12 protein-coding genes and 1 riboswitch are annotated in these 16,261 nt (G+C 41.8%); of the genes, 4 read left to right on the top strand and 8 right to left on the bottom strand.

Annotated elements, in window-relative coordinates; all coding sequences use genetic code 11:
• Positions 1–168: 168 nt before the first annotated feature.
• The 3 genes from BMY14_RS09050 (at position 169) to BMY14_RS09040 (ending at position 5,644) form a co-directional block, all read left to right on the top strand.
• Entirely contained in the window at positions 169–2,136 is a 1,968-nt protein-coding gene (locus BMY14_RS09050) for a methyl-accepting chemotaxis protein (protein WP_091831034.1), read from the top strand.
• 124 nt (positions 2,137–2,260) lie between these two features.
• A riboswitch (M-box (ykoK) riboswitch) is annotated at positions 2,261–2,432 on the top strand.
• Positions 2,433–2,608: 176 nt separating this feature from the next.
• Positions 2,609–4,351 carry an ABC transporter permease gene (locus BMY14_RS09045; protein ID WP_091831032.1) on the top strand — a complete coding sequence of 581 codons (1,743 nt, stop codon included), beginning with the start codon at positions 2,609–2,611 and terminating at the stop codon, positions 4,349–4,351.
• A gap of 12 nt (positions 4,352–4,363) precedes the next feature.
• The gene (locus tag BMY14_RS09040) at positions 4,364–5,644 is read left to right on the top strand and encodes an ABC transporter ATP-binding protein (protein ID WP_091831031.1); all 1,281 of its coding nucleotides are present in this window, start codon (positions 4,364–4,366) and stop codon (positions 5,642–5,644) included.
• Between the two features lie 181 nt (positions 5,645–5,825).
• Here the strand turns inward: BMY14_RS09040 and BMY14_RS09035 are convergent, their stop codons facing one another.
• Positions 5,826–7,520 (bottom strand): methyl-accepting chemotaxis protein, encoded by a 1,695-nt coding sequence (locus tag BMY14_RS09035; protein WP_091831029.1) that lies wholly within the window; start codon positions 7,518–7,520, stop codon positions 5,826–5,828.
• A gap of 454 nt (positions 7,521–7,974) precedes the next feature.
• Between BMY14_RS09035 and BMY14_RS09030 the strand changes: the two genes are divergently transcribed.
• A complete protein-coding gene (locus BMY14_RS09030; protein ID WP_091831027.1) occupies positions 7,975–8,277 on the top strand; it encodes a helix-turn-helix domain-containing protein in 303 nt (100 codons plus the stop codon).
• A 91-nt stretch (positions 8,278–8,368) separates the two neighbouring features.
• Here the strand turns inward: BMY14_RS09030 and BMY14_RS09025 are convergent, their stop codons facing one another.
• The 7 genes from BMY14_RS09025 to BMY14_RS08995 all read right to left on the bottom strand — a co-directional run bounded on the left by BMY14_RS09025 (position 8,369) and on the right by BMY14_RS08995 (position 16,171).
• Complete coding sequence (locus BMY14_RS09025; RefSeq protein WP_091831025.1) at positions 8,369–8,686, bottom strand: XdhC family protein; 318 nt, start codon at positions 8,684–8,686, stop codon at positions 8,369–8,371.
• A 3-nt stretch (positions 8,687–8,689) separates the two neighbouring features.
• Positions 8,690–9,463, bottom strand: a complete 774-nt coding sequence (locus tag BMY14_RS09020; protein WP_177177531.1) for an XdhC family protein — start codon at positions 9,461–9,463, stop codon at positions 8,690–8,692.
• Between the two features lie 29 nt (positions 9,464–9,492).
• Positions 9,493–11,079, bottom strand: a complete 1,587-nt coding sequence (locus BMY14_RS09015; protein WP_091831021.1) for an N-acyl-D-amino-acid deacylase family protein — start codon at positions 11,077–11,079, stop codon at positions 9,493–9,495.
• 5 nt (positions 11,080–11,084) lie between these two features.
• Positions 11,085–12,275 carry a YgeY family selenium metabolism-linked hydrolase gene (locus tag BMY14_RS09010; RefSeq protein ID WP_091831019.1) on the bottom strand — a complete coding sequence of 397 codons (1,191 nt, stop codon included), beginning with the start codon at positions 12,273–12,275 and terminating at the stop codon, positions 11,085–11,087.
• Positions 12,276–12,305: 30 nt separating this feature from the next.
• Positions 12,306–13,517: a diaminopropionate ammonia-lyase gene (dpaL, locus tag BMY14_RS09005; protein ID WP_091831017.1), complete on the bottom strand. Its 1,212-nt coding sequence runs from the start codon at positions 13,515–13,517 to the stop codon at positions 12,306–12,308.
• Between the two features lie 171 nt (positions 13,518–13,688).
• Positions 13,689–15,065, bottom strand: a complete 1,377-nt coding sequence (gene hydA, locus BMY14_RS09000; RefSeq protein ID WP_091831048.1) for a dihydropyrimidinase — start codon at positions 15,063–15,065, stop codon at positions 13,689–13,691.
• A gap of 26 nt (positions 15,066–15,091) precedes the next feature.
• The gene (locus tag BMY14_RS08995) at positions 15,092–16,171 is read right to left on the bottom strand and encodes a 4Fe-4S binding protein (RefSeq protein ID WP_091831015.1); all 1,080 of its coding nucleotides are present in this window, start codon (positions 16,169–16,171) and stop codon (positions 15,092–15,094) included.
• Positions 16,172–16,261: the final 90 nt, after the last annotated feature.

The following is a 16,261-nucleotide window of genomic DNA, read 5'->3' as shown; positions in this document are numbered from 1 at the left end:
TTAAATATTCTACATAATAAATCGTCAAAACTTCAAATTCATCCGTCCCCAAAATATTTTTATTTTGTTTATTTAGGTCAAAAGTCTGTTAATTCAGTGGAGATTTTTTTGCATTTTTGCTATAATTAAGAATAATGTGCACTTTATTTAGGAGAGGACGTTTTTTTTATGCAAATCAAACAAAAATTCTTTATTTTAGCTGGTATTGTGGCTTGTATCTTAGGAATTGTTTCTATAACAGGTTATTATACAGCGCAAAAATATCTAACCGCCAGTATTGAAAAAGAAATGACTGGCATTGTAAAATCAAATTCTGCCGACCTCGATCATTGGCTTACGTCGAAAGGCAATGAAATTGAAATGATGTCCCATACATTGCAGACAATGGATATTGCCGGTTCCATTCCTTTGACACAAGATCATTTAAGCGGTGCCAAAGATGACAAAGATATTCAGGAAGTATATTTTGGCAGCAGCGATGCAAAATTCATTTCGTACTCCAAAGGCCTTGGTGATATTAACCCTTTGACCCGTGGCTGGTACAAAGATGCCAAAGCACAGAACAAACTCATCTTCACCGCCCCTTATGTCGATGCATTAACTGGTAAAATGGTCGTATCCGCAGCCTATCCACTTAAAGATAAAGCTGGAAACTTCAAAGGCGTTTTAGGTTCTGATATTGATCTCGATATTCTCGAAAAACAAACGGAATCTTTAAAATACAACGGTAACGGCACGGGCTTCATCCTAAATGCCGATGGACTTATTATCGCCGATGGCAATCAGGAAAACATATCGAAAAATATATCGGATCTGCCTGAACTAAAAGAGCATGCCAATGACATCCTACATAATGGTACCGGTTTTTTCACGTATGACCTGGGCGGTGACAGAATGATTTTTACCTATAATACAGTACCGTCTACCGGCTGGATTGTAGGTTGCGTCATCCCCGAAAAAGTAATATACAGTGACCTGGCTGCCCTCAAATATGGGTATAGTATTTTAACACTGTTTGGACTTCTTCTTATGATTTTTATTTGTTTGAAATTCTCCGGTAAAATTACACGACCAATAACAAAATTGACGAACCAGGCAAATCAAATGGCAGACGGAAATCTTCGTTTGGAAAAAATGCCGGTCGAATCCGCTGATGAAATCGGACAGCTTACGAATGCATTTAATATCATGAATGCTCATTTGCACGACCTTATCTTTAAAATGTCTACCGTTTCGGAACAAGTTGCTGCATCCTCCGAAGAACTCACAGCGGGGGCATCACAATCAGCTGAAGCTTCAAATCATGTAGCAGAAACCATCACCCATGTATCCAATGGCATGTCCCATCAAATGGACACGATTGAAACCACGACAAATCATGTGAATACAATCATTCAGGAAATTACCAAAACCGCTGACCATACCAGCAAAGTAGCTGAAATAACGGTCACAACAGCCAGTGCTGCCGAAAACGGCAAAAAATTAATGAATGATGCCATCGCTCAAATGAATCATATCGAAACTTCGGTAGGGCAGTCAGCTGATGTCGTAACCAGACTTGGCGAAAACTCGAAAGAAATCGGCCAGATCATTGATGTGATTTCTGGAATTGCTGATCAAACGAACCTTTTAGCTTTGAATGCGGCGATTGAAGCCGCCCGTGCCGGAGAACAAGGCCGCGGATTTTCTGTAGTAGCGGAAGAGGTGCGCAAACTTGCTGAGCAGTCGCAGCGTTCTACCGAAGAAATTAAACACCTCGTGGCTACAATCCAGCAAGATACGCAAAATGCGATACAAGTGATGCATAATGGTACGGAAGAAGTAAAAACCGGCTCCGCTGCCATCACAAATGTTGGTAGTGAATTCAATCGTATCATTACTATGGTAGAAGCAATCAGCGCAAAAATGCAAGAAATATCCGCCTCCGTTCAACAAGTCTCGGCGGGTGGACAAAACATTATCCAATCCGTCGCAGATGTTAATACGGTAAGTCGTGAAACGGCTGAAAAGACGCAGACAATCTCAGCTGCGACACAAGAACAATCTGCTTCCACGCAGGAAATTGCTTCTTCTTCACATGCCTTAGCCGAGTTGGCCGAAGAAATGCATAATATGATCAACAAATTTAAAATTTAACTTAATATAAAGCGCAAAGATTGAGTACATATCAATCTTTGCGTTTTTTTCATATATTTTTCAGATAAAAAGTATATAGTAAATCTTGCTTATAAATAAATAAGCCATATTATAAAAACAAATTTATAGATTCCGTTAGGTGAGGTTCCTGTATGAACACAGGCCACTGCCCCGAAACATCGAGAGATGCCAACGGGTAGAACAGGTATTATCGACATAAGGTATTACTTAAGGTGGCTGAGAATTATTTGACTCTACGTTGTGCAGTGCTAAAACTTGAACGATTGGGAAGGCTTCGTCAGCTGTTTTTTCTATGGGAAAATTTTAGACCTTCCGTCTTGCGGAAGGTCTTTTTGTTTTGAAAGGGGTGCTTAAGAATGGACGATAGTGACAGTCGATCGTGTAGTTCAATTTTATTAGAAAGTCCACTAAAAATAACAACGATATTCTTAATGCATGGAGGTAAATTATCATGGCTTTATTTACAGCAAACATATCAAAACGAAAATTTAGTATAATCGATTTTTTTATTTTAGCCTTTATTTTTATTTTATTCTATACGATTTTAAAACTCGGGGCAGGTATGAGCATTCCTTTTTCACCGAAACAGCAGCCGGCAATCTCACTTGAACCAAACATGCTGCCTTATTACGCCGGCCGTTCTTTGCTCAGAATGTTTATTGCCTTTGGAGCTTCTTTAATCTTTACATTTATCTATGGCTATATTGCAGCAAAAAACAAATTTGCCCAAAAGATATTAATTCCATTACTGGATATTCTGCAATCCGTTCCAGTTTTAGGCTTTCTATCCGTAACAATTGTTGCTTTTATGGCGTTTTTTCCCGGAAGTTTACTGGGCGTGGAATGTGCTTCTATTTTCGCTATTTTCACCGGGCAAGCCTGGAATATGACATTCAGCTTTTATCACTCTTTAGTTACAACACCAAAGGATTTGCAGGAAGCCGCCACTATCTTGCATTTGAACTGGTGGCAAAAATTAATAAAACTAGAACTTCCCGTAGCAATGATCGGCTTGGTTTGGAATGGCATGATGTCTTTTGGCGGTGGTTGGTTTTTCCTCGCCGCCAGTGAAGCTATCAGTGTTTTAGGTGAAAATATTCATTTACCTGGTGTAGGCTCCTTTTTAGCGGCTGCTGTAGAAGCTGGTAATATGGAAGCAATTTATTATTCAATACTCACCATGTTAATCATGATTATATTAGTTGACCAACTATTTTGGCGGCCCCTTGTCGTATGGAGCCAAAAATTCAAAATTGAGTTATCCGAATCCTCGGATATGCCTTCTTCCTATGTCTATAATTTGCTACAACGCTCTGCGTTAATTCGCTTAATCAATGAATGGGTTTTGAATCCTTTATGTAAAGTCTTTAACTGCATCTTCAATCAAATAGCGGAACTTTCAACCGCTGCCAGTCTGAGTATGCAAAGCCGAACATCGATAAAAGGTCTGCCGACTATTGTGCCACTTTGTCTTACCGTTGGCGTTCTTTATCTGTTAGCCGAACCAGCCCAGGAAGCTTTTGCCATGCTTGCTGCGATGGAACCTCGTGAACTTTTCTCGATCCTGCAATTAGGCTTCTATACATTTATCAGAGTCATCATTGCCTTGTTATTAGGTCTGATCTGGACCATTCCCATAGGCGTAAAAATCGGTCTAACGCCTAAGCTGTCAAAAATATTCCAACCTGTTATTCAGATCGCCGCTTCTTTTCCGGCAAATATGTTATTTCCCTTTATCACCATTTTATTTGTTAAATTCCATGTAGATTTTCAGTGGGGCTGCATTGCACTCATGATGCTCGGTACGCAATGGTATATCCTGTTTAATGTAATTGCTGGTACTTCAAGTATCCCCAATGATTTAATTGAAGTATCCTCCATATTCAATATGAAGGGCTGGAACAAATGGAAAACATTAATTCTGCCCAGCATTTTCCCCCATCTCGTTACTGGTTTGATTACCGCTTCCGGTGGGGCATGGAATGCAAGCATCGTATCCGAGTTAGTCAGCTGGCACGAAAACGATCTCGTGGCCACTGGATTAGGTGCCTATATCAGTCAGGCTACCACACAGGGCGACTGGCCCAAAATCGTTTTGGGCATTACGGTCATGTGCATTTTCGTTGTAATGATCAATCGCTTTGTCTGGCATCGCTTATATCGTTTAGCTGAAGTTAAATATCACATTGACTAGGAGGTATGGTTTATGAAAAATTTAGTTGAAATCAAAAATGTAAATAAAACATTTGCTATAGAAGGACGCAGTGCTGCTTCTATTTTAGAAAATATCAGCATCAATATTCAGGAAGGTGAATTTTTGGCCATTTTAGGCCCATCCGGTTCCGGTAAATCAACCTTGCTGCGAATTATTGCCGGTCTTATCCCCGCCTCCAGCGGTACAGTTTCCTACCTGGGATCTCCTATTGAGGGTGTCAATCCGGGTGTCGCCATGGTCTTCCAGTCCTTTGCACTTTTTCCGTGGCTTTCCGTTTTAGAAAATGTTATGCTGGGGCTTGAAGATAAAAACCTTACCAAAGCAGAAAAACAAGCAAAAGCCTTACAGGTCATTGATATTGTCGGTCTGGATGGTTTTGAGAATGCCTACCCAAAAGAATTATCGGGCGGTATGAGGCAAAGGGTCGGAATAGGACGGGCGTTAGTTAGTGAACCGGATGTACTCTTAATGGATGAAGCCTTTTCCGCTTTAGATGTGTTAACGGCTGAAAATCTCCGCCGTGATTTGTTGGAATTGTGGCTCGACAAAAAAATCCCCACAAAAGCGATTATTTTAGTCACGCACGGGATTGAAGAAGCGGTCTATATGGCCGATCGAGCAATTATTTTATCAAAAAGTCCAGCTGAAATCGTAAAAGATGTCAAGATCACAATTCCGCGCTGGCGTGACAAAAAATCACCTGAATTTCTATCCATTGTAGATGAAATTTATTCCTTCATGACCAAAAAGAAGATCACCGCCTTGCCACCAGCTTTACCACAGCTGAAAAAGCTGACCCAACTCCCACAAGTATCAGCTGGTGCTTTAACGGGTTTCTTGGAATTATTGGAAGATCTGAATGAAAAAACCGATCTTTATAAATTAGCCAGCCGTTTTATGATGGATATTGAAGATTTTTTTCCTTTAGTGGAATTATCAACGTTACTGCAATTTGCTCAAGTTGTGGAAGGTGATATTGAACTTACTGCCGAAGGTATCCAATTTGCCCGAGCGACTGTCCTTGAACGCAAAAAATTATTCAGCGAACAATTATTGGCTCATGTTCCTTTTGTTCAGCAAATGATCACAATTTTGGAGTCAAAATCCAATAAAAAAATGAATATTGAGTTTTTCGAGGATTTACTGGCCCGCACCTTTGGTGATAAAACAGCCCAATCACAAATGGCTTTATTGATCAGCTGGGAACGTTACGCTGAACTGGTCGAATATGACCAAAATAAAGAGCAGGTTTATTTAGAAAGTACCGTATAGAAAAAACGCACCTATCATCGTTTTTAGTTGATGACAGGTGCGTTTTTCTATATATGATAGGCTATTAGTCTGCCGGGAATGGAGTATAGGGCATCGTTTGCTTCCTGCGTAACGTTACTCACCCCTTATCCCCCCCTTCCTGACGATTGCAATATAAAATATTTAATACAACTTATATATATTACATTTTAAATTTCGCGGTAATCGCATTAAGATCTGTTGCCATTTGGGCCAAAGCATCCGAGCTTGCACTCACTTCATGCAAACTAGCGCTTTGTTCCTCGGCCGCTGCTGCAACAGTTTGTGCGCTGCTGCTCGTTTCGGCTGCAACAGTGCCAATGTTTTGAACATTGTTGACAACCGACTGCATGCCATGTGCTGTTTCATCAACAGCCTGACTAATCTGCCCCATACCATGTCGAACTTCCGACAGCTTGCTGATAATAGTCTGGAACCCTTGCTGCGTTGCGTCGGTTGCGGCTTTCCCAGCCACCACTTCCTGATTGGCCTTAGCTACGACATCAACGGTGAATTGAATATCCGTTGTCATTTTTTCAATAATTTCACCAATCGTATTTGTAGCACCCGCACTCTGTTCAGCAAGTTTACGAACTTCTTCGGCTACTACCGCAAAGCCCCGACCGACTTCACCCGCTCTGGCTGCTTCAATTGCAGCGTTTAATGCCAGAAGATTCGTCTGTCCGGCAATCGAACGAATCGTTGTAATAATTTGCTGAATATCACCTGACCCTTTTACCAATGCTTCTGAAACATTTGTAATATCAATCATAGATGTCTGGATTGTATCATTTTGTGCAACTAACCTATGTATTAACTGCATTCCATTGTCCGCATCGCCTACAGCGTCCTGCGTAACCTGATTGACATGTGAAGCACTGGCACTCATTTCTTCTGTACTAGCACCAACCTGCTCAATCACAGCTGATATTTCTGTTATGTTTTTGGTGTTTTTATCCGCACCAGCTGAAACTTCAGTGATGGTTTTCGCCACACTTTCCGATACCTGCATTTGTTCTTCGACAGATGAAGAAAGTTCTTCACTTGAGGCGGCAAGTACATCTGCGTTATTTCTCAGTAAACCTACAATATCACGCAGCGCTTTTTTCAGCTTGATAATCTCGCCTGCCATATCGCCGATTTCATCATTGCGAGTCGCCTGCACATCGGGATGCGATAAATCTAATTTACTTACCGATAAAATATTCGTTTGCAACCTTTGAATTCGACGCGATAAATTCCGGCTATATAAAAATAAAAGAACTATGATAAGAAGGATTCCGATTAGACTTGTAAGAATTACACCTTTAAAAATCGTTTCTTCTTTATCATTTAAATTATTAATTTTCTTTTGCAATGCCTCATCTTGAAGCGCCATCGTTTTATCAAATAATGCATTAACTGTTTCGGTTTTTTTACGCAATGCTATGAGTCGGTTATTATCCTGTAATTGATTCGTTTTTTTCAATTCGATGATCTGTTTCATTTCATCTATATAGCTGTGCATTTCTTCCTGCAAGTTTTCGCCAGCTTGTTTATTGCCTGTTGTTCCATCCATCGCTGTCGTAATCTTCGTTACAGCTTCCGAACTTTTCCCAAGTAAAGTTAATGTATCCACAGCATATTTTTCATCATTATAAGCAAAATAGCCACGGAAGTCACTTAAGGCCTCATGAAAATCATCTTGCGCACTTTGCAGTGCCAATGTTCGTGTAACTGTTCCATTCAAAATCCCCTGATATTCCAGATTTGTTGCCCGCAGTTGATAAAGTAAAATGCCAACGAGAATAACCATTAGTGTTAAGGCAATTCCCATTAGCGTACCTAACTGAATGCCAATCGGCAAACGTTGTTTCATATGCATTCCTCCTAGTATTTATTTATCGCGCCAAAAGGTTTTATAGCCTATTGGAAACAATCTTTAATCAAGACAAATCCTCGCCTCAAAACCTGTGCAATGACTCATCACATGATATTTGCTCGAAACTGCTTTTAACCAATTGACAATTCGAATAAATGTTCTCACTAGTAAGGAATGTTTCTATATTTGGTAGTATGGGCCTACATTTATCTTCTTGAATTGACCTTCGTGCATCTTTCCTAAAAAAAACGCTCCCATGCGGCGTTAGCAAGTTTCTATAAATACATCATTTTCAAATTTATACTTATTCGTACGATCCATAAAAACCATGTTATGCTTATTCTATAATAATATCCTTTTTAGTATTAAAGTCAATGCTTATTCGCATAGTAATCAGTAAAAATTTTTATGCTACACTAGCTATACGACTATATAAAAAGGAGCATAAATCATGAATATTGGCGAAAAAATCAAAAATATAAGGAAATTACAAAATATAAGCATGAATTATTTAGCAAAAAAAGCCGAGGTATCTCAAGCAAATTTAAGCCGCATTGAAAATGGTCAGCAGCAACCAACGTTTGATACAATCAACCGTATTATTGCTGCATTAGGCTATAATCTCAACGAGTTTTTTGCAGCCAGCTCTAATGAAGAGCCCCCTGATACAACAAAATTGTTACACAGTATTCGAAAATTAAATATTGAGCAAAAACAGGCTTTGCAATCTTTTTTAGAAGAAATGCTAAAATAATTCTTAACCAGCTATTTATAGCCATAGCAAAGAACCTCACATATTCAAGAGAGTGTGAGGTTCTTTGCTATGGCTTTATTATATTTTCCGACTATTCTCCAATTAACTGCAAAAATACTTGCATAATGCCGCCGCAGGCCATGCCTTCTTCACTGGCAGCATCGTTAAGCATCGTGACCGTATGAAGCGATGCTTGCCCTGCATCGAATACACATAATGCAGCCATTTTCACGTCCGCTTCACCGCAGCCACCGCCAATCGTCCCCCGTACCTGCCCATCACGAAAAACAAGCATTTGGCTGCCGGTTTTTCGTGGTGTAGAACCTTTGGTTGCGACAATCGTCGCTAAAACAACTTGTTTTGACTCTTTTAATGACTGACAGATATGGGGAATTAATGTTATATCCATCTTTTACTCCTCCAACCGTTTCAAGGGACCGTGCCCACCATTAAAAACATCAATAAGCTCGGCTGCAATGCTTATGGCAATTTCTGCCGGAGATTGTGCAGCAATCGCTATGCCAATCGGCGAATGAATTTTACGCAGCCGAACCGGATCTTCACCTTCTTCGAGCAGTCTCTGCAGCGTCCCTTTGATACGAGACTGGCTGCCAATCATCCCCAGATAGCCAAAATTCGCAGTCAAAAAATTTTTCAAACAAAGAAAATCATAGCGATGCCCCCTGGTAACAATAACAACAGCTGTATTGACGTCAACCGTCGGCATCAGCCGAGAAATAATATTTTCAAAGCTATCACACAATACCGTCTGTGCCGTAGGAAAAGACCGTATATTCGCAAAATCAGGACGGTCATCCGCCACGATTACCTCATATTCCAGAATCGATAAAATGGCTGCCAACGATCTGCTTATATGTCCAGCACCCAAGATGAAAACCTTGGGCTGCGGCAAAACCCGATCCCAAAAAATTTGCTGTGATGCCCCCTGCGCATCGACCATGGTAAACAAAACAGGTTTGTTCCAACTGTGGTTCTTTTGATAGGACTTTATTTTGTTGGTAAAATCAAGATTGATAATTTCACCGACTATTTCTCCATTTTTATAAAGCAGGAGCATTTGCGTTTCGCCAGATGAACTGAGCAGCGTCATAACATCAACACTTTGTTTTTGCTCAATTGCTGCCTGCATCGCGGCAAAAGTTGATTTTATTGAATTTTCTTGCATAACAAACCTCCTGCGATATGTTTTATTGGTTAAGCGCGTCGCAAAACTTTGCCGGGGCATTTTTTTTCATAAATTCCTTGCTGTAAAACGAGTTCACCATTTATAAAAACAGCCTGAATTCCTGCGGGATACTGAATGGGTTCAATGAAGGTCCCCCGATCCATTATGACTTCTGGATCAAAAATAACAAGATCAGCAAAGTTACCAATTTGAATCGTGCCTCTGTCCTTAAAACCAAATACCGCAGCTGGTTTTCCCGTCATTTTATAAATTGCGGACTCTAAAGTCAGTGCTTTTTCTTCCCGCACATATTTGCCCAAAACTCTCGGAAACGAGCCATAAACCCGAGGATGCGGTTTGCCGCCCAAAAGACCATCTGTGCAAACATTTTGTTCTGGTCGACACATAAATCGAGTGACATGTTCTTCTATACCATAAAAATCAACCATACCAACGGCATTTTCCTCTTCATACAATAAATCAAAAACCGCCTCATACGTATCTTTCTGACGAATTTGACCAATTTCCACTAAGTTTTTACCAATCAGATCTATGTTTTTCTGTGATTTAACACTCGTTACAAAAATCTGATCCAGCCCCGCAAAATCAACAAAATTATCCCAGCCATACAAACCATGTTCCATATCGTAAATCATTTTTTGCCGAAGGTCTGCATCTTCTAATCGTTTCAACAGCTGATCTGTCCCACCGTCATGCACCCAAGGCGGCAAAATAACACCAAGCATGGTACTACCAGCAACATACGGGTATTGATCAAAGGAGACTTGCAGACCTTCCGCTTTAGCCTTATCCAAAAGGGCAATCACCGGTTCGATAAATCGCCAGTTTTTACGACCACATACTTTAAAATGGGAAAAGTGAAGTTTGACGCCCGATTGACGGCCAATTTCCAATATTTCTTCCATCGATTCCAAAATAGTGTCTGCTTCACTGCGTTGATGGACAACAAAAACGCCATCATACTTTGCTACTACTTTACACAAAGCGACAATTTCAGAAAGCCCCGAATAAGCACAGGGCATGTAGATAAGTCCCGTTGACAATCCATAGGCACCAGCTTGCATTTCACGATCGGTTATATCACACATTTTTTGCATTTCTTGCGCGGTTGGCGGTCGATTCGTAAGTCCCATCGCTTCCATGCGGACATTCCCATGCGGCACTAAATAGGCTTCATTAAGGCCCACACCTTGTTGTTCCAAAAGTTTCAAATATCCGTCTGTCGTCTCGTAAGACCAGTCAATATCCTCACTATCACCATCGAGACCTGCTAGGTTTTTTCGCCAAGGTGAAATGTACCGGGCAGGCAAGGGAGCCATTGAAATACCATCTTGTCCCAGTAGCTCCGTTGTAACCCCCTGCCGAATTTTCGGTTCAATATAAGGATTAACCAATACCTGCAAATCAGAATGACTATGGGTATCGATAAATCCCGGTGCGACAATTTTACCTTGTGCATCGAATATTTGATCAACGTCCGTCGCCTCAATAACACCAATAGCCGCAATGCGTTCATTTTCGATAAGCAGGTCCCCCGCAAAACGTTCTTTGCCTGTGCCATCGATAATCTGTCCATTTTTAATCAGGTATTTCATTGGATTTACCTCACTTTACAAACCGCAGTCAAGATACCATAATATCCTGCCATAGCTTTTTCAAGCTGATCTACTTCAATATATTCATCAATTGTATGGGCTAAATTTTCCCGTGATGGACCAAAACCGATTGTTTGTATACCAGCTTCCCCTGCATAATGGCTGCCATTGGTACAAAATGAATATTGGGTGATTTCCGGTTTCAGACCGGCATTGCACAAGCCTGTAAAAGCCGCCTGCACAAATTCATCCTGTTCGTCATACAGCCATCCCGGAAAAAAGCGTTCGCCGGCGATATGATTTCCCGTATAACATTTTTCTTCACCCTGGGAAAAATAGGCCTTGGCTTGCAGTTTTGGATCTTCTCGCTGGCATTCATCGATCAAACTCAGAATCGGCGCCAAAACAGCTTCTTTGGTTTCGCCCACTAATAAACGGCGATCATACGTGGCACGGCATAAATCAGGCACCACCGACGCCCCCGGATAAGGTGACGATTTAATATCCGTCAACTCCAAGATTCCCTGCCCCAAAACTGGATGGTTTGTCATGGGCAAAGTGCAGACTTTAGCAATAAGATTTGCCATTTTATAAACTGCATTAATGCCCATCTGCGGATTCGCCGAATGAGCAGATTTCCCTTCTGTTTCAATAACAATTTCGGCCCGGCCGCGCTGCCCGCGTTTTAAGTTAAGCTCAGATGCTTCACCAATGACCACATAATCCGGTTTTACCCTTTTGCTAATAGCCCTGGCGGCAATTCCTTCGAAACATTCTTCATGGACAACCCCAGCAACATAAATATCTCCGGCAAAATCATGCTGGCAGTCTTTGGCAAAATAATGTACCGCCAAAATCATGGCACTAACGGCACCTTTCATATCAGAAGCACCGCGCCCATATATCCGGCCCGCTTCGACTTCTCCGGCAAACGGGTCATGCTTCCATTTCACAGGATCGGGGACTGGCACCGTATCAATATGTCCATCAAGTAAAATCGATTTTCCGGGTCTTTTCCCTTTCATATGGCCAATAATATTTCCATATTCATCCACAATAATCTCATCGTAACCCAGTGTTTCAAATGTTTTTCTGATTTGAGCCGCCACTAAATTTTCTGATCCAGAATAGCTTTTCTGCTGAATCAAGACTTGACATAAACGTGTCACTTCTTCCGTTCTGGCCTTTTCTAGCATAGATTTCCTCTCCTTTTCAACTGTCCTTATTTATAACGCATTTGCATATAAACCATCCCAAACGATTTTCCTGTACGCATCTGGATCGGTATCACCTTCCGTGCTGATTAAAAGAATCTGTGATGTTTCATCAAGTCCCAGTTGTGCTTTTGCTGCTTGTAGTTTTGGATCTGTCAGCAACAAGGAAAGCAGTCCCATGGTTACAGCGCCAGACTCTCCTGATATGATACGGTTGTCTTCGCCGATTGGATTGCCTAAGACACGCATTCCATGCGCCGTAACTTCATCCGGGCAAGAAAAAAACAATTCTCCATTGTCACGCAAAATGCTCCAGCCAGTCTCATTTGGCTGACCACAAGCTAATCCAGCCATAATCGTTGCCATGTCCCCCGTCACAATTCGTGCCGATTCATCGGCAGCTCGTGCTGATTGATAAATACACGCCGCTAAATCAGGTTCAACCACACTAATTTTGGGTTTATCCTGCCCAAAATAATCACTAAAGTAACCAGCAATCGAACCCGCAAAAGAGCCGACTCCCGCCTGTAGAAAAATATGCGTTGGTTTCACTGCTTTATACTGCTGCATCTGTGCCAGAGCTTCCGCAGCAATTGTGCCATAGCCCTGCATAATCCACTCGGGAATATCCTTATAGCCATCCCAATCCGTATCTTGAATAATAACCCAGCCAAATTCATCAGCCTTTGCCGCTGCCAAACGTACGGCATCATCATAATTTAAATCGGTAATAGAAGCGGTTGCACCTTCTGCCTGAATATTTTCCAAACGTATTTTAGACGATCCCTTTGGCATGTAAATAACGGCTTTTTGCTGCAACTGTCTTGCCGCCCAGGCCACACCGCGTCCATGATTGCCATCTGTTGCTGTAACAAAGGTTATTTCTCCTAACCGTTTTTTTATGGCTGGCGAACGCAATAAGGCAAAATCTAAATCCTGAATATCCATATCCAGCCGTTTCGCCAAATATTTTGCAATCGCAAAAGAAGCTCCCAGCACTTTAAAAGCATTGAGCCCAAAACGATAAGATTCGTCTTTGACAAAAATCCCGCCTACGCCTAATTTATTGGCTAAATTCGACAAATTGCGTAAAGGTGTCGGTTTATATTCAGGAAAACTTGCATGAAAGTTCTGCACGGTTTTCACCGTCGCTGCACTTAAAAAACTTGTGGATACTCCCTGTGGTTTTTTCATCGAATTTGCCGTCCATAAAATTTCTTTCATTATTCCAGCTCCTCAGCCCAAATTTTTTTGATCTATATAATGAATGCATTAAAAAAATTGCAGTAGTCTATTAGGCTGCCAGGATAACACCACTCAACCCTATACCCCATTCCTGACGATTGCCATATAAAATATTTAATGCAACTTAATATATATAAAACAAACTACGATTTACCTTGTTCGTTGTCGTTTAATATACTTTCCTTGTGGTTCTTCCACGGCAATACCACCCGCAACAATCTTTTCCCCCCGCAAAAATACATAACGCGGAGCCCCGATTTGTCTAAAACCTTCATAAAGATTATAATCGACATTTTGCTGTTGCTTGGCCGCTGAAATAATTGACCGCACGGCAGGGTCCCAGACAACGATATCGGCATCACTTCCCACAGCAATCGTCCCTTTTTGCGGAAAAAGTCCAAACAATTTTGCCGCATTTGTCGATGTAACCGCCACAAACTGATTCAACGTCAAATGTCCCGCCATTACTCCATATGTATATAAAAGACCAAATCTATTTTCTATGCCAGGTCCACCGTTGGGTATCTGGGAAAAATCCTGACGACCCAATTCTTTTTGCCCGGCAAAATTAAAGGAGCAGTGATCGGAACCAACCGTTGCCAAAAGAGACTGACTTAAGCCCTGCCAAAGAAACTCTTGATTGTCTTTGGCGCGAAGCGGCGGGGACATCACATATTTGGCGGAGGCAAAACCAGGCTGTTCATAAGCCGATTCATCCAGTAATAAATACTGCGGGCATGTTTCGCCATAGATAGCCAGACCCTGACTTTTTGCGGCGGCAATTTCCTTTAAAGCAGCCTGCGAACTTACATGCACTACATACAAAGGTGCTCTGGCAAACTCTGCCAAGGCAATCGCCCGAGCCGTCGCTTCTCTTTCCACAAAAGCCGGGCGTGTCTTGGCATGGTATTTGGGCTCTGTCTGCCCCTTTGCCTGTGCTTGTTTAACAAAAGAATCAATCAGATCACCATTTTCACAATGCACACACACTAAAAAACCAGCTTTTTTACTAATTTCCAGAACTTCAAGCAGTGCCGCATCATCAACTTGCATCGTGTTTTTATAAGCTAGATATAGCTTAACCGATGTTACACCTTCAGACTCGGCAATAGAGCTTAACTCGACTTTCACGGATGTGGTAAGATCACAAACAGCCAAATGGAAGCCATAATCGATAAAGCTTTTTCCGTTTGCCTTCTGATGCCAGACCTGAAGTGCCTCTTGTAAAGTCTTGCCTTTATCCTGTGTGGCAAAATCAAGAATTGTCGTTGTCCCGCCCACCGCAGCAGCTTTCGTACCTGTAAAAAAATCATCGGCAGTTCTTGTCGCTCCGACTGCTAAATCCAAGTGCGTATGCGGATCAATGCCGCCAGGGAAAAGATAACAACCGTCTACAGCGATTATTTCATCGCTCGCTTGAGCGGGGAAAAAACCAATTGCATTGATTTTCCCATTTTCGAAACGTATATCGGCCTGATATGTTTCGAGTGCTGTAACGATTGTGCCGCCCGTCAGTATCTTTGCCATTGCCAAGCCCCCATTTATTTTCTTATTTAAAAGCTCAATGCATTTTGCCGGCAGCGGCTGATACATAAACCACAACCAAAACATTTATCCGCAGCGATTTTTAATTTCGTATCACGCGAAATAGCATCATATGGACAACTCACTATACAAAGACCACACAGCGTACACTTATCTAGATCAACGGATGGTATCGCCACCGTAGCTGTTTTTTGCTGCTCGACTACTTTTCGTTGTGTCAAACCTTGTATTTCAACTACTGAAGCATATCCATGCTGATCCAAAAAAGCATCTAATTCTTTGACGATTTTCCCATAAATCGCTGGTCCTTTCAAAATGGCTTCCGTACAAACCTGTACAGCAGCTGCTCCAGCCATAAACATTTCTGCCACATCGCGCCCACAGGTAATACCACCTACACCAATAATAGGAATTTTTACAACCTGTGCTGCATCATAAATACAGCGCAGAGCCAATGGTTTAATCGCCGCACCAGACAACCATCCATAGCCGTTTGCGCTCCCCATTAGAGGAAGTCCTGTTTCCAAATCAATTCCCATACAAGGACCAAACGAATTAATCATAACCAGTCCATCGGCTCCTGCCGCTTCAACCGCTTGTGCTATTTCCTGGATATTCGGATGCGGACTCATCTTCATGAACACTGGTACATCCACCGCTTGCTTAGCCGCTTTCAATGCATTGATGATGGGGGAAATATCATTGCCAACATAATGCGTCGAAAGCTCCAAAGCATCCGCATAAGGTGCCACCAACGGTGCCAGAATTTCAATCTGTTCAGCTGTGTAACCAAGCCCAATAATCAGCGGCAGTCCTGTAGCTTTTGCCAGTTTATATTCCTCGGCCAGCCATTGTTCTTTCGGCAGTTCCGACCATAATTCTGTATTTAAAAAGCCTCCTTTGACCTCTGCCATACAAGGTCTTGGAACATCGGCCGGTTCAACCGAAATGGTTTTTGTTACGATAGCCCCGGCACCACCACGTGCTGCCGCCTGACACATAAGGCCATCCCGTACCGGTGGTCCGGCAGCCGGCATAACCGGATTGCTAAACTCCATACCACAAATTTTTATCTTTAAATCAGCCATCTAAAAAGCCTCCATCACTTTACATACTTCTGCAGCTTTCTACAGATTCATTTCGTTATTTTTTGATCGATTCCTGTTCTATATATTTTG

The sequence above is a fragment of the Propionispira arboris genome (genome assembly GCF_900109225.1).
Taxonomy (GTDB): Bacteria; Bacillota; Negativicutes; order Selenomonadales; family Selenomonadaceae; genus Propionispira; species Propionispira arboris.
The sequence above is the reverse complement of the archived record's forward strand: the minus strand, read 5'-3'. Positions and strand labels throughout refer to the sequence as shown.